The following is a 13,257-nucleotide window of genomic DNA, read 5'->3' as shown; positions in this document are numbered from 1 at the left end:
AGGTTGGCGTAACAGCCGCCAACACTTCCACGCGTCTCACTCTCCGCCGTGTTGGCAACCCTTGCCAAGTCAGCGAAACGGTTTTCGCACAGCCTGGAAGGCCCGCCATGACGGGACTGGGCGACAGTGCCAACATCGAAGCATTTGTTTATGCACGAAGCCTAAGGCGAGTTTGTTCGTCAGGTATTCCGGCCCGCGAGCGCGCGTACCGCGGCCTCGATTGTGGCCAGATCGTTTGGCAGCACGGTGAAGCGCTCCGTCCGTTCGAACAAGTCGGCCATCCGGACCGGTAGCGGCGGCCGGTGGCCTGTCGCCCGTTCCATCGCGTCCGGGAACTTTGCCGGATGTGCGGTCGCCATCGCCACCACCGGCACGCCGCCGGCGCACGGCAAAGCCGCGGCGGCGGCGATTCCGATGGCGGTATGCGGATCGGCCAGATAGCCGGTCGCAGCGTGCAGCCGGCGGATTTCCGCCTCGGTCCCCGGATCATCCAGCCGAAAGCCGTGAAACAGGCCGCGTGCTCTGTGCCAGACCGGTTCGGAGACCGTCATCCGGCCGGTCGTGCGGAAATCCAGCATTGTCCGGCGGGTGGCTTCGGGATCGCGGTCGAGCAACTCGAACAGCAACCGCTCGAAGTTGGAGCTGACCTGGATGTCCATGCTGGGTGACAGCGAGGGCTCGACGGGGGCCATCGACATGTCATTGGACTCAAGGAAACGTGCCAATATGTCGTTGCGGTTCGAACCAACGATCAGCCGAGCGACCGGCAGGCCGATCCGCCGGGCGGCCCAGGCGGCGAGGACGTTGCCGAAATTGCCGGTGGGAACGCTGAACGCGACGTCGCGGTCGGGGGCGCCCAATGCCAGTGCCGCTGCGACGTAGTAGGGAATTTGCGCGGCGATTCGGGCCCAGTTGATGGAGTTGACCGCCGATAGCCGGACCTCATCACGGAAATTGGTGTCGGCGAACATGGCTTTTACCAGGTCCTGGCAGTCGTCGAAGGTGCCCTCGACGGCGATGTTGCCGACGTTGGCGGCTGGCACGGTGGTCATCTGCCGGCGCTGCACGTCACTGGTGCGACCCTGGGGGTGCAGGATCATGATGTCGATGCGGTCGCGGCCAGCGCATGCCTCGATGGCGGCGGATCCGGTGTCGCCGGAGGTGGCGCCGACGATCGTCACCCGTTTGTCGTCGCGGGTCAGCACATAGTCGAACAGGCGGCCGAGCACCTGCATCGCCATGTCCTTGAAGGCGAGAGTCGGGCCGTGAAACAGTTCCTGCACGAACAGGCCGGTGTCCAACTGGATCAGCGGCACGATGGCGGGGTGGCCGAAACCGGCGTAGGCGTCGCGGCATATCGTCCGCAGCACGTCAAACGGGATCGATGCGCCGACGAACGGCTGCATCACCCGGGCGGCGAGGTCGGCGTAGGGCAGTCCGCGCATCGAGCGCCAGTCGGACGGGCTGAAATGTGGCCAGGATTCCGGCATGAACAGGCCGCCGTCCTCGGCGAGGCCGGCCAGTAGGACGTCGGCGAAATCGCGGGCGGGCGCCTGCCCGCGGGTGGAGATATAGCGCATGGGCGGTGTTCTACGCGCTTAGCGGCGCTGCGCCCAGATCGAAGCGGCCTGGTCCATCGCATCGGCGGGATCGTTCGTGCGCCCCATCGCCAGCAGTGCCAGACCAATGGTGGATTGGACTGTCGCCAGCGGTGTCTCGGGTGTGGTTTCCCCGGTCCAAACCGAGGCGAACGTTGACGGTGTGTCGTTTGCCGCCGGATGCGGATGTAAACCTTCGACCGCCGGAAGGGTGACGTCATACCGCCCGACGTCGCGATCCCAGATTGTGGCCGTGGTGGGCTTCAGTGGCACACGCTCTGCTTCGCCGCCGCCGCCTTTCAGCACCAAAAGGCGGCGGCGTTGCATCCGTTCGGCGACCCCCAGATGCACGTCGATGTAGGGCGGATGGAACACGCCATCGACGCCGGCCGGGGCATCGGCCGGGTTCAGCAGCCGAGCGGCGGTGTTGACCGGGGACCGGAGGCCGAACAGGCGGCGCATGTCCAGCAGCCGGTCCAGGTCCGGGGCTATCGCACGCAACGGCAGGTAGGCGAAGCGGTTCGATCGCAGCGTCTCCGCGGCCGATGGCAGATCGGGGTCGGCTCGCAGGCCGAGCGCTGTCAGAGCGTCCTCTACCGCGATGCCGGCGGAGAAGTCGTTCGATCCGTGCATGAGGACGGTGATTCCCGACCGGGCGAGCGCCAGCGCGGCGAGCAGGAACCACGGCGCACCCCGAGTCCGGCCGGCGCCGTAGGAGGGCCAATCCAGATCGACACCCAGTTCGGGGCGCCCCAGCCCGGCGTGGACGCGGGTTGCCTGGACCATGCCGGTGATTTCCTCGGCATCCTCGCCGCGGAAACGCAGCAGCATGAGGAACGCGCCCACCTGATGCGGATCGGCCTCGCCGCGCAGGACCATGCCGAAGGCGATGCGCGCTTCGTCCCGCGTCAACGCGCGGGACCGGCCAGGACCACGGCCGAGGGTGGTGACGAAAGGGGCGAACGCGGCTGTGGAAGACTGAGTCATGGGTGTTCTATACACGGTTGGGGGCCAGAATTTCGAGGATGTCCGACAGGCGGCGGCCGAGTCCGAATAGTTAGAGCGCGTGATTCACGCCCTGTTGGCGTTCCGCCCAGGGCGACCAGGCTCTAGCCGTCGGGCATGAACGCCGGCATGCCATGCACTGTCGTCGGCACCGGTCGTGGTCAGCACCGCAGCGCGGCGCCGATGTTTTCGATATGGAGGGTCGCGTGTCGGGACGCGGTCGCAAATCGTGTCGTGACAGTGACGGAACCCTGTCGTCGATGGGCGATCCGGAGTCCATCTTTGTTCGCCGAGAGGTGGGACAATAAGCGGCATTTGAATCGTCCGTCATGCCCGATGCACGCTGAATTCACGAACTGACACGCCGGATTGACGCATCTGTCACTGGCGGCAGACGCTTATGGCGTATCCCGGTCCGGGTTTAACGGACACCGGTCCGGGGACTCTGGTGCAGGCTTGCCGGCCACACGCGGACGCCAGCCAGGGGCGGGCCGCGCTGGAAAGGATACCCTCGTTTGACTACGGAAATGTTCGGCCCGCTGCTTGGCCGATTGCTGCGTGAATGGCGGCGCAGACGCCGGATGAGCCAGCTTGACTTGGCCTGCGATGCAAATATTTCCGTCAAGCACCTGAGTTTCCTGGAAACCGGGCGGTCCCGGCCGAGCCGGCAGATATTGCTGCATCTGGCGGCGTGCCTGGACATCCCTTTGCGAGATAGGAATGAGTTTCTGGTTGCGGCCGGTTTTGCCGCGGTCTTCCAGGAACGGGCGTTCCGTGAGCCGGCGCTGAGCCCGATTCATCGCAATGTGGAGATCGTCCTGGCGGCGCATGACCCGAATCCCGCCCTCGCGATGGACCGGCATTGGACGATGCTGGCAGCGAACCGGGCCGTGGCGCATCTGGTCTCCGGTGCCGAGTCGATGCTGCTTCGCCCGCCGGTGAATGTGCTGCGGCTGTTGCTGCATCCGGGTGGCCTCGCGTCCCGGGTCGTCAACCTGGTGCAATGGCGGGCCCATGTGATCGCCCGGCTGCGCCGGCAGATCGATTTGACCGGGGATGTGGTCCTGGTGGATTTGCTGGAGGAACTGCGCGATTATCCAAATCCGCGTGGCACTGGTTCGCCGGGGCCGGATGAGTGGGGCGAGACGATCGCGATCCCGTTCCGGCTGGCGACGATCGACGGCGTTCTGTCGTTTTTCACCACCACGACGCTGTTTGGCGCACCGGTCGATATCACCGTCTCGGAACTGGCGATCGAGGCGTTCCTGCCGGCCGATGCCGGGACGGCGGAGATCATGCGGCGGGTCGCTCGCCAGGCGGAGACCGGTCAACAGGGTGGCGAGTTGGTGGGGTCCTAGTGTCCCGAATCTGAAGTTCGCTACAGCGGGCGAACTTCAGATTCGGGACACTAGCTCTTTGTTTTCAGTGGCCTGCCGATCCCAGAAATCCGTCGCAGAATGCGACGAACTTCTAAGGCCGGACACTAGGAGCGGGGCTGGTCCGTTATCTTCGGCGGCGTCACGTTCGAGAGGCCGGTCTGGTTTGGGCGTTTGAGCGAGGCGTTCGAGGCTTTTTTTGGCGTTGGCATCATGGGCGATCCTTGAGTGCTGCTAGCGGGAAAGGCATCAAGCGCACATAGAGCGTTCGCTTAGGGCTGCATGGTCCTTTGGTTCGTTGCTCTGTGGTTGCGTGGAATGACTGTCATTTGTGTCTGAAACGAATTAGTCGGTTTGACGGATGCATGGCGAAACGGAGCGGTCGTTCCCGGGGCACTCATTGGTTAGCCCGAGCGGCCTCAATTGCTGAAATTATAATGTAATGTCAGCAGCGTCTGGTTGATACATCGACTTTGTCTTGGGCTGGCGGCGTTCCGAACTATCCGGTCCAGCATTTTTACTGGGGCGGATGGCCCGGACTTCGCCGGGCCATGACGAATCGAAGTGACGCCGGGGCATGACGTATTGACTGACGCCGAATCATTGGGGGCCGAGCCTAGAAACGCCGGGGCACCGCGTGGGTCGGCCGATTAGACGGGTGCGGCCAGCAGCAGGCGGTTGATCCGCACCAGGGCGGCGAAGGTCTGCTGCCAGGCTTTGGCGAACGCATCCGGCTTCATGCCGCGAGCGGCCAGGATCGCGCCGATCTGACCGACGCTGCGTTGTCCGTCGATCAACGGCAGGATGGCGGTGGCAAGCGGCGGCAGCGCAACGGCGACGCGCAGGCCATCCAGGATCACCGGCAACGTACCATCGGGCCGGATACCGCGGGCCAAGGCCTCCCCGTTCACTTCGCGGAAGACCGGAACCGCCGTCTCGGCCGCCGGGTCCGGCTGGTGCGGCGGATCGTCGGCCCGAACGCAATAGACGATGTGAACCGCCATGTTGCCGGCCAGCGCCTCGGCCAGCGCGGCACGCTGGGTCGGTTCCATCGCGTCCAATCTGGCGCGCAGCCTGGGATCGGGCAGCATGGGTACCGGGTCGTAGCGAAGCGGCTCCACCCAGCAGGTGACGCGCAGCCCGGCGGCGCGCAGCAGGTCGGAGAATTCCGGCACCGTGTAGGCTCGGTCGCGCGGGTTCAGCAGCAGGTCGTACAGGCCGGCATCGCCGCCGTTGATGTGGTCGTCGAAAATATGGTTGCGCCGCAGCCACTGCGTCTCCGGCAGGTGCTTCATCACCCGCCGAGCCACATCCAACCGCTGTTGCGGCGTTTCATCCTCGGGTGCGAGCCGGCGCAGCACGTCCTGCATCATGTAGACGCCGGTGCGGCCGTGCGGCGCATAAACCATCAGTCCCATCCCGCCGCCCGGCGCCAGGACGGACAGCAGGGCCCGCAGGCCCACCGCCGGATCGGGCAGATGATGCAGCACACCGCAGCAGTCGATGTAATCGAACGGTCCCAGCCCCGATTCCGGCAGATCGAGCAAGGACCGCTGTTCCCAAACGATATTGGTCAGGTCACGCGCCGTTGCCCGCCCTTGGGCGATGGCCAGCGCGGCGGCGGAACGGTCCAGCCATGTCACCTGTCCGGTCCGGCCCAGGTTGGTCATCTGCTGCGCCAGCATGATCGTCGCGTCACCGGTGCCTCCGCCGGCGACCAGGGCGTTCAACGGCCGGCTGACGGGCCTGGCCGCACCGAACACCCAGTAATCGATCTCCCGGATATGGCTGGGGCTGCCGACGACCAGGCGCTTCGCCTCCTCCCGCGGGTCTCGCTTCGGGTAGGGGTAGGCTTCGTACTGTCCGGCGAGGCGTTGATCGGTTGCGTCGGTCATGGGGCGGGCATAGAGCATGATCCGGCCGGGCGGAACACCCAACGCCCCCTGCCCCGTCATGGCCGTGGCCACCGACATGGGCACGTGCGGCAAAATGCGCTGAGCCAGGACCAAAAAGGGCTGAACATCGTGGAACCCAGGACTCGCGGTTATTTCGGCATCGGTGCGGAAGGTGTCTCCAAATCGGCCAATGTCGGTGCGCTGCTGCGGACCGGGCATGCCTTTGGCGCGTCGTTCTGCTTCACCATCGGCACCGGCTGGGATTCGCGCGCCGCCCGGACCGCTGATACGGCCGATACGCCCTTGCACGTGCCGATGTGGCGGTATCCGACGTTGGCGGAGGTGTCCCTGCCGCGTGGTTGCGCCCTGGTGGGCGTCGAGTTGCTGGAGGATGCGGTCGATCTGCCGTCCTTCCGCCATCCGCTGAACGCCGCCTATGTGCTGGGGCCGGAACGGGCGGGGTTGTCGGCCGCCCTGCTGGCGCGGTGCGATCATGTGGTGCGGATTCCGACTCGGTTTTCGCTGAATTTGGCGGTGGCCGGGGCGCTGGTGCTGTATGACCGGCTGCTGCAGCACGGGCGGTTCGCCGACCGGCCGGTTGGATCGCGGGGATCGGTGGAGGCGCTGCCGCCGACCGGCCACGGTGCGCCTCGGTTCCGCAAGACCATCCCGGACTGGCTTCACGCGGACGGGAAGAAGCCATGACGGAGTCGCGCTTGTTCGGCGCGCGTGGCGGCCCTATTGCTGCGGGCATGAACACGCCATTCCGTTGCTTTCTGACCTTCGCACTGCTGCTGGCCCTGCCCGCGGTGGCCGCACCCAAGAAGACCGTCCCCGCCGCGCATCCAGCCGCGACCGCTGGCCCCAAGCCGATCGGCAAGTTCGAGGACTGGACGGCGGCGACGCATACCGAAGCCGGACAAACCGTTTGCTATGCATTCACTCGGGTGCAGAGTTCAGCCCCCGTCTTGCCGGGTCGCGGCGCCGTCGTGCTGACGGTGACCGAACGGTCGTCGGGGCGTGATGCGGTGGCCATCGAGGCAGGGTTCGCCTACGCGCCCAACGCGACCGTGACGGTGCAGGTCGATCAGACGGGCCTGGAATTCTACACCGCCGCGCGCGACGCGTTCGCCCGGGATGGCAAGGCGGCTGTCGCGGCGTTCCAGAGGGGAAGCCGAGCGATCGCGCGTTCTCCGGGATCGAAGGAGGTGACGGATACGTTCAGCCTGAAGGGTTTCGGGGCGGCGTATGCGGCTATCGCGAAGGCATGTCCGGCGAAGTGAGCGATCTTTCCGAAACCGACCGCGTCCGGGTCCTGGCGAAATCGGCGCTATTCGATCCGCCGGCGGTGGTGCTGGCGGACGGGCGGCGCGACCTGGTCGGGATGGACCGTACCGAGCTCGGTGCCGAGATGGCGGCGATCGGGGAGCCTGCGTTTCGCGTCAAGCAGTTGTGGCACTGGATCTACCACCAGGGGGTGACGGACTTCGCCCGCATGTCGTCGATCGCCAGGCCGTTGCAGGTGCGATTGGCGGAGAAGTTCGTGATCGGGCGTCCGTCTGTCGCGACGGAGCAGACCAGTGTGGATTCGACCCGGAAGTTCTTGTTCCGCTTCCGCGATGGGCAGGAGGCGGAGACCGTCTATATTCCCGATCCCGTCGAGGATCGTGGCGCGGTGTGTATTTCGTCCCAGGTCGGCTGCACGCTGTCCTGTCGGTTCTGCCATACGGGGACCCAGACGCTGGTGCGGAATTTGGGTGCGCCGGAGATCGTCGGGCAGTTCATGGCGGCGCGTGATTCGTATGGGGAATGGCCGTCACCGAAAGGAGAGACTCCGCGGCTGCTGTCCACCATCGTGCTGATGGGAATGGGTGAGCCGCTGTACAACTACGTCAATGTCGCCAAGGCGATGAAGATCGTCATGGATGGTGAGGGGATCGGGTTGTCGCGGCGGCGGATCACGCTGTCCACGTCGGGCGTGGTGCCGATGATGGACCGGGCGGGGGCGGAGCTGGGCGTGAACCTGGCGGTGTCGTTGCACGCCGTGACGGATGAGCTGCGGGACGAGATCGTGCCGCTGAACCGGAAATACCCCATTGCCGAACTGATGGCCGCGTGCCGGCGGTATCCGGGGTCGTCGAACGCTCGGCGGATCACGTTCGAGTATATCATGCTGAAGGGAGTCAACGACTCCGAGGCCGAAGCCCGCGAGTTGGTGCGGCTGATCGCCGGTATGCCTGCGAAGGTGAATTTGATCCCGTTCAATCCATGGCCGGGGTCGAAGTATGAACCGAGTGGGAAGGCGGCGCTGGAGCGGTTCGCGGGGATCGTGATGGCGGCGGGATTCGCGGCGCCGATCCGGACTCCGCGGGGGTCGGATATTTTGGCGGCCTGCGGGCAATTGCGGACGGAGAGCCGGCGGGAGCGGGCTGGGGCTTAGGACTCGCCGAGAAATAAACGAATCGTCTAGCGAGTGCCGCTAGCCTCCTGCCGTCATGCTGGGCGAAGGCCCGCCATCCGCGACTTGCAGTGCAGGTCCGAGAAAAGGCGTGGATGGCGGGCCTGCGCCCGCCATGACGGGATTGGGCGACAGTGCCGACATCGAAGCACTCATTGATCCGCGGAGCCTTAGTCATCACAGTACCAGGCAAGGAAACGCCTTCTCCTGTGTTCTCATGCCCCCGACCAACGATGGGCCTTGAGACAAAATCATTGATGCGCTAGCCATCATTCCACGCAGCCCGGTCGGCCGCTTGGGAAGACGCGACCAGATGATCCGACTCTTCACCGTCAAATGGCCACGCCTCGCCCGGCTGGAGGCTTGGCTTCTGTTCGCCACGATACTGGTGATGTGTGGAAAGTCCGACACTCTTCGGTCGATCTTCGAGCCGCTTTTGTCTGTCGAATCCGAAAATCTGGGCCTGCCTACGGAGCCGATGTTCTGGACATTGCTCGCGCTGATCGTTTCCGCGCCTTACCTTTGCACAATGGTCATCGTCGATCGTCTCTTGACCGTTCGGAAAGGATTTGCCTTCCTGTCGATTTTGTCGCCACTCGCATGGGCGGCGGTCGCCGCTTCATTATCCTATGATCTGGTCGTCTCGCCGGCCCATCAGGCGCTCGGCGTGGTCACCATGCCGAGCGCCTGGGAAGCCGCCATCTTTGCCGGAAGTGCATCGTTATTGCTTCACGGGAGGTCGCTGTGGATCGGTCTGTCGGACAGGGGTTTCGTCGGTTTACGTCTCACTGCCCGCTCCGGACGCAACGGCGATGACGGATCGTCCAAGCCCAGGAATCCGTGGCCCCACGACCAGACCGAAGCAACGGCATGGTTTGCCCCGAATCCGCGCAGTCGGAACGAATCCAGGACCCAACGGCGTCGCGGCGGCCCGTTTTTCGCCGCGCTCCTTTGGGGCAGCATGTTCGCGATGGCGGCTGGCGGCTACCTCGTGTTCCATCACCGCACTCCGGTCATCGGTCTTCATCTCCCGGACGACCCCGTCCCCTTGCCAAAGGTCTGGAGCGGGGATGCCGAAGCGTCGGCCGAACGAGGCTATAATGGTCATTTCGTCTTCGAGGCCATGGTGAATGGCCATCCGGCGTCGATGCTGTTCGACACCGGGGCCTCGGTGGTCACATTACGCGCCGAGGAAGCGGCACGCCTCGGTCTCCTCGTCGATCAACTCAAATTCTCCGTGAGAGTCTCGACGGCCAATGGCACCGGGTTGGTTGCCGCCACGACGATCGATACGCTGACTGTCGGAACCATTACGCAGCATCACGTGCAGGCGTTCGTGGCCAGTCCGGGAACACTGCGTGAGAACCTTCTCGGGCAGTCGTTTCTGAAGAATATAAAGCAAGTAAAAGTCGAAAATAATCGCGTAATATTAAACGCAAACTAGTGATGCAAAGGCCGTCCGCCCGCATACCGGCGACGCGATTCGTTTATCCCCCTGGCAGATCCGTAGCGGACATCCGCTAGCAATTCTCATTTTGGCCAGGAGACCGCGCCCAGAACCGAATTGTCATTGCGAGGAGCGGAGCGACGCGGCAATCCCCATCCATCGGTCGCGGACCGCCAGGATTGCCGCGTCGCTCCGCTCCTCGCAATGACACGAGAGACGGGTCCTCAGAGCCTCCTGAGTCAAAACGAGAACTGCTGGTCTCCCGCCAACGTCCTGGACATCCCGAAACTCCACTCCCTATACTCGAAACATTCCAGCACAGCGTCGCGCCCAACGGACTCGAACGGCCCACCGAACCCAGGCTGATGGAGGCAACAATGGACTTCGACACAATCGTCATAGGCAGCGGCTTCGGCGGATCCGTCACCGCATGCCGCCTCACCGAGGCCGGCGACCGAGTCCTTGTCCTGGAACGCGGCCGGCGCTGGGACCGCATCACCTACCCCAGCGTCAGCGGCAAGGACTGGCTGTGGGATCAGCACAAGCCGGAAACCAGCAACGGCTGGATCGACCTCCGCGTCTTCCCCCACATCGCCGTCGCGCAAGGGGCCGCGGTCGGCGGCGGTTCCATGATCTACGCCAACATCTCCGCCGTCCCGCCGCCCAGCGTCTTCGCCGGCGGGTGGCCGCCCGAGATCACCTACCAGGACCTCGCCCCCCACTACGCCACTGTCGGCAAGGTCATGAACGTCCAGCAGGTGCCCGACAACCAATGGACGCCACGGATGCACCTAGTGCAGGACGCCGCGACGGCCATTGGCGCCGGCGACCGTTTCCGCAAGCTCGATCTCGCCGTCACATTCGACTCCGCGTTCGACACCAGCCAATCCGGCTACAACCACTCCGTCCCGCACCAAAACGCCCAGGGTGTCGACCAGGGTACCTGCGTGCATTGCGGCAACTGCGACATCGGCTGTCCTGTCGATGCCAAGAACACACTTGACCGCAACTACCTCGCTTTGGCCGAGGCCAAGGGTGCCGAGGTCCGCCCCTTGCACCTCGTAACGGGCATAGAACAGGACGGTAGCGGCTGGCGTGTCCATTTCGACCACCTGGCCGACAACCAGCGGCAACCCGGCAGCGTCACCGCCCACCGGGTCGTCGTCGCCGCCGGCACCTTGAACTCGACCGAACTCCTGCTCCGTTGCCGCGACGTCCTGGGCACGCTGCCCAACATCAGCCAACACCTCGGTTATGGCTGGAGCAGCAATGGCGATTTCCTCACCCCGGCGCTTTACAGCAACCGCAAGCCCGAACCGTCGCGAGGCCCCACCATCACCTGCGCGATCGATTTCCTCGACCGCAGCCGCGATGGGCAGTCGTTCTGGATCCAGGACGGCGGCGTCCCCAACCTGCTCGCCGATCTGGCCGCCGCGGGGCAAGCAAACCACCCGGCGCTCGACTGGATCCGCAATGCACTACTGGATCGTTCTCCGCTCAGCGGCCTCATGCCGTGGTTCGCGCAGGGCGTCGACGCGTCCAACGGGCGTTTGCGCCTCCGCCGCCGCTTCGAAATCGTGGGCGCCTGGGAACTGACACTCGACTGGGACGTCGATCGCTCGCGTGGGGTTATCGATGCCATCGTCTCGACGCATGAGGCTCTGTCGCACGCAACCGGCGGCACGCCGCTGGTCCCGCCGACCTGGACATTGGCAAAATACCTGATCACCCCCCACCCGCTCGGTGGCTGCGGGATGGGCACCGGTTCGGAAAACGCGGTCGTGGACCACCGCGGTGAGGTGTTTGGTTATCCCAACCTGTTCGTGCTTGACGGCGCCATCGTGCCGGAGGCGGTCGGCGTAAACCCATCGCGCACAATCGCCGCCCTCGCCGAACGGGCAGTTCACATCATGACGACAGAAGCGGGCTGACGCGCGGGGAGGCAGGCGATGGCGATCGAGCAATTCACGTTCCGAAATCCCCAACTGGCGTTCTACCAGTCCTTGGTCGTGATGCTGGAGCGTGCGAAACGACCCCAAGACGCGTCGACACCGGGGAAGGAGAATGACGTCGTCAATGCCGCCTTCCAGGTGGCGACGCTTTCGAGCAACAACCTGCCGATACCGGCGGCCGCACCGTCCGGCGTGCCGGATGCCGCGTGGACCACCGCCCGCCTGACGTTCGAGATGTTGCAGGCACGACTGAGAGGGAACGTGGCGGAAGCCGACGCCCTGGAAGCCGAACTTGCCTATGGCGAATTCGACCCGCGATGGACCGAGACGATCGCCCAATATACGGCATATTTCGGCGTCGGAGGTGCGCAAAAGGCGCCCGAGTATATCTCGGCTAATCCCGATATGCAGCCGTTGCCGTTCAACACCAACGCGACCGTTGCCCTGATCGCCGATTGGGGAACCGGCACCGAAACAGCGGCATCGCTGCTGGCGCTGATCGCACAGCATGATCCGGACATCGTCATTCATCTGGGCGACATCTACTACTCCGGCACGCCCGAGGAATGCGATCGCAACTTCACCCGCCTGATCAACAGCACGTTCGATCGAACCAAGGTGGCGATCTACAATCTGGCCGGTAATCACGACATGTATTGCGGCGGCGTCGGTTACTACAATCTGCTGAAAACGATCAACCAACCGACCTGGCCACAGCAGCCGGCCAGCTTCTTTTACCTGCGCTCAACCGACAACCAATGGCAGTTCGTCGCCATGGACACGGGGCATACCGATTACGACCGCTGACCGTGACGGATGTCCTCGTCAAGCTCGATCTCGGCGAAGAAGATTGGCTTACCGCCCGCATCGCGGAGTTCGGGGGCAAAACGATCCTGCTGTCGCACCATCAGCTTTTCTCCGCTTTCGCACAGATCGGCCCTGCCGCTGCGGACGGATCATTCACAGCATACAATCCCAATCTCGATGCCAGTTTCCAACGGTTCGCCGCGGCGGGCGGCAACAAGATCGCCGCCTGGTTCTGGGGTCATGAACACACACTGACGCTCTACGGCCCACATCGGGGCCTCAACAAGGGCCGATGCGTGGGTCACGGCGCCATCCCTGTCCTGACCGCCCCGGATCCGAACGACCCGCGATCGCACATCGTCGATCCACCGCCGGTTGACCCGGTCTCCCTCGCGGTAGACGACGACGTCTACATGCATGACTTCGTGATCTTGAATCTGGCGGCAGACGGATCGGCCACTGCCGACTACTACCAGGAAAATAGCGGCAATACGCCGATGTGGAGCGAGCCGCTGTAACCGGCCAACCGATCCAACGGTGCGGCCGATGAGGTAAGGGGCCGTGGACAAACAAGTGCTTCGGCGTTGGCGCTGCCGCCCAATCCCGTCATGGCGGGCGGAGGCCGGTACAGACCGGCTACATTGGTAACACTTTAGACCGGGCACATGGGTAACACTCTGGATTTTGGTCTGGAGGAGCGAGCCATGGGGTGGGCGGTG

Annotated in this window: 11 protein-coding genes; 8 read left to right on the top strand and 3 right to left on the bottom strand. The window is 64.4% G+C overall.

All coding sequences use genetic code 11. The features are described 5' to 3' along the window. Window positions 1–179 precede the first annotated feature (179 nt). Window positions 180–1,580 carry a threonine synthase gene (gene thrC, locus GSQ89_RS25155; protein WP_158930427.1) on the bottom strand — a complete coding sequence of 467 codons (1,401 nt, stop codon included), beginning with the start codon at window positions 1,578–1,580 and terminating at the stop codon, window positions 180–182. Between the two features lie 18 nt (window positions 1,581–1,598). Next, complete coding sequence (locus GSQ89_RS25150; protein ID WP_158930425.1) at window positions 1,599–2,585, bottom strand: glycosyl transferase family protein; 987 nt, start codon at window positions 2,583–2,585, stop codon at window positions 1,599–1,601. Between the two features lie 545 nt (window positions 2,586–3,130). Here GSQ89_RS25150 and GSQ89_RS25145 point away from each other — a divergent pair. After that, window positions 3,131–3,961: a helix-turn-helix transcriptional regulator gene (locus GSQ89_RS25145; RefSeq protein WP_158930431.1), complete on the top strand. Its 831-nt coding sequence runs from the start codon at window positions 3,131–3,133 to the stop codon at window positions 3,959–3,961. Window positions 3,962–4,629: 668 nt separating this feature from the next. On the opposite strand, the gene GSQ89_RS25140 is transcribed toward GSQ89_RS25145, so the two are convergent. Then, entirely contained in the window at window positions 4,630–5,874 is a 1,245-nt protein-coding gene (locus tag GSQ89_RS25140; protein ID WP_158930423.1) for a bifunctional 2-polyprenyl-6-hydroxyphenol methylase/3-demethylubiquinol 3-O-methyltransferase UbiG, read from the bottom strand. 84 nt (window positions 5,875–5,958) lie between these two features. On the opposite strand from GSQ89_RS25140, the gene GSQ89_RS25135 reads away from it, so the two are divergent. The 7 genes from GSQ89_RS25135 (at window position 5,959) to GSQ89_RS25105 (ending at window position 13,056) form a co-directional block, all read left to right on the top strand. Continuing rightward, window positions 5,959–6,579 carry an RNA methyltransferase gene (locus GSQ89_RS25135; protein ID WP_254073361.1) on the top strand — a complete coding sequence of 207 codons (621 nt, stop codon included), beginning with the start codon at window positions 5,959–5,961 and terminating at the stop codon, window positions 6,577–6,579. After that, window positions 6,576–7,157 carry an invasion associated locus B family protein gene (locus GSQ89_RS25130; protein ID WP_254073360.1) on the top strand — a complete coding sequence of 194 codons (582 nt, stop codon included), beginning with the start codon at window positions 6,576–6,578 and terminating at the stop codon, window positions 7,155–7,157. The genes GSQ89_RS25135 and GSQ89_RS25130 overlap by 4 nt, the downstream gene beginning before the upstream one ends. Continuing rightward, the gene (gene rlmN, locus GSQ89_RS25125; protein ID WP_371734289.1) at window positions 7,154–8,314 is read left to right on the top strand and encodes a 23S rRNA (adenine(2503)-C(2))-methyltransferase RlmN; all 1,161 of its coding nucleotides are present in this window, start codon (window positions 7,154–7,156) and stop codon (window positions 8,312–8,314) included. Before GSQ89_RS25130 ends, rlmN begins: the two co-directional genes overlap by 4 nt. Before the next feature lie 508 nt (window positions 8,315–8,822). Then, the gene (locus GSQ89_RS25120; protein ID WP_158930417.1) at window positions 8,823–9,776 is read left to right on the top strand and encodes a TIGR02281 family clan AA aspartic protease; all 954 of its coding nucleotides are present in this window, start codon (window positions 8,823–8,825) and stop codon (window positions 9,774–9,776) included. Window positions 9,777–10,156: 380 nt separating this feature from the next. Then, on the top strand, window positions 10,157–11,710 hold the full coding sequence (locus GSQ89_RS25115) for a GMC oxidoreductase (protein ID WP_216856376.1): 1,554 nt from the start codon (window positions 10,157–10,159) through the stop codon (window positions 11,708–11,710). A gap of 18 nt (window positions 11,711–11,728) precedes the next feature. Beyond that, a complete protein-coding gene (locus GSQ89_RS25110; protein ID WP_158930413.1) occupies window positions 11,729–12,538 on the top strand; it encodes a metallophosphoesterase in 810 nt (269 codons plus the stop codon). Window positions 12,539–12,540: 2 nt separating this feature from the next. After that, window positions 12,541–13,056, top strand: coding sequence for a hypothetical protein (locus GSQ89_RS25105; protein WP_158930411.1), 516 nt, complete (start codon window positions 12,541–12,543; stop codon window positions 13,054–13,056). Window positions 13,057–13,257 lie beyond the last annotated feature (201 nt).

This window comes from Acidisphaera sp. S103 (assembly GCF_009765975.1).
Taxonomy (GTDB): Bacteria; Pseudomonadota; Alphaproteobacteria; order Acetobacterales; family Acetobacteraceae; genus Rhodopila.
This window is presented reverse-complemented; position numbering and strand designations above follow the sequence as displayed.

Excerpts from the sequence above, each read along its gene's own strand:
- GSQ89_RS25130 (WP_254073360.1), top strand. The coding sequence starts at position 6,576 with ATGACGGAGTCGCGCTTGTTCGGCGCGCGTGGCGGCCCTATTGCTGCG.
- GSQ89_RS25140 (WP_158930423.1), bottom strand. The coding sequence starts at position 5,874 with ATGACCGACGCAACCGATCAACGCCTCGCCGGACAGTACGAAGCCTAC.
- GSQ89_RS25150 (WP_158930425.1), bottom strand. The coding sequence starts at position 2,585 with ATGACTCAGTCTTCCACAGCCGCGTTCGCCCCTTTCGTCACCACCCTC.
- GSQ89_RS25110 (WP_158930413.1), top strand. The coding sequence starts at position 11,729 with ATGGCGATCGAGCAATTCACGTTCCGAAATCCCCAACTGGCGTTCTAC.
- GSQ89_RS25115 (WP_216856376.1), top strand. The coding sequence starts at position 10,157 with ATGGACTTCGACACAATCGTCATAGGCAGCGGCTTCGGCGGATCCGTC.
- GSQ89_RS25145 (WP_158930431.1), top strand. The coding sequence starts at position 3,131 with ATGTTCGGCCCGCTGCTTGGCCGATTGCTGCGTGAATGGCGGCGCAGA.
- thrC (WP_158930427.1), bottom strand. The coding sequence starts at position 1,580 with ATGCGCTATATCTCCACCCGCGGGCAGGCGCCCGCCCGCGATTTCGCC.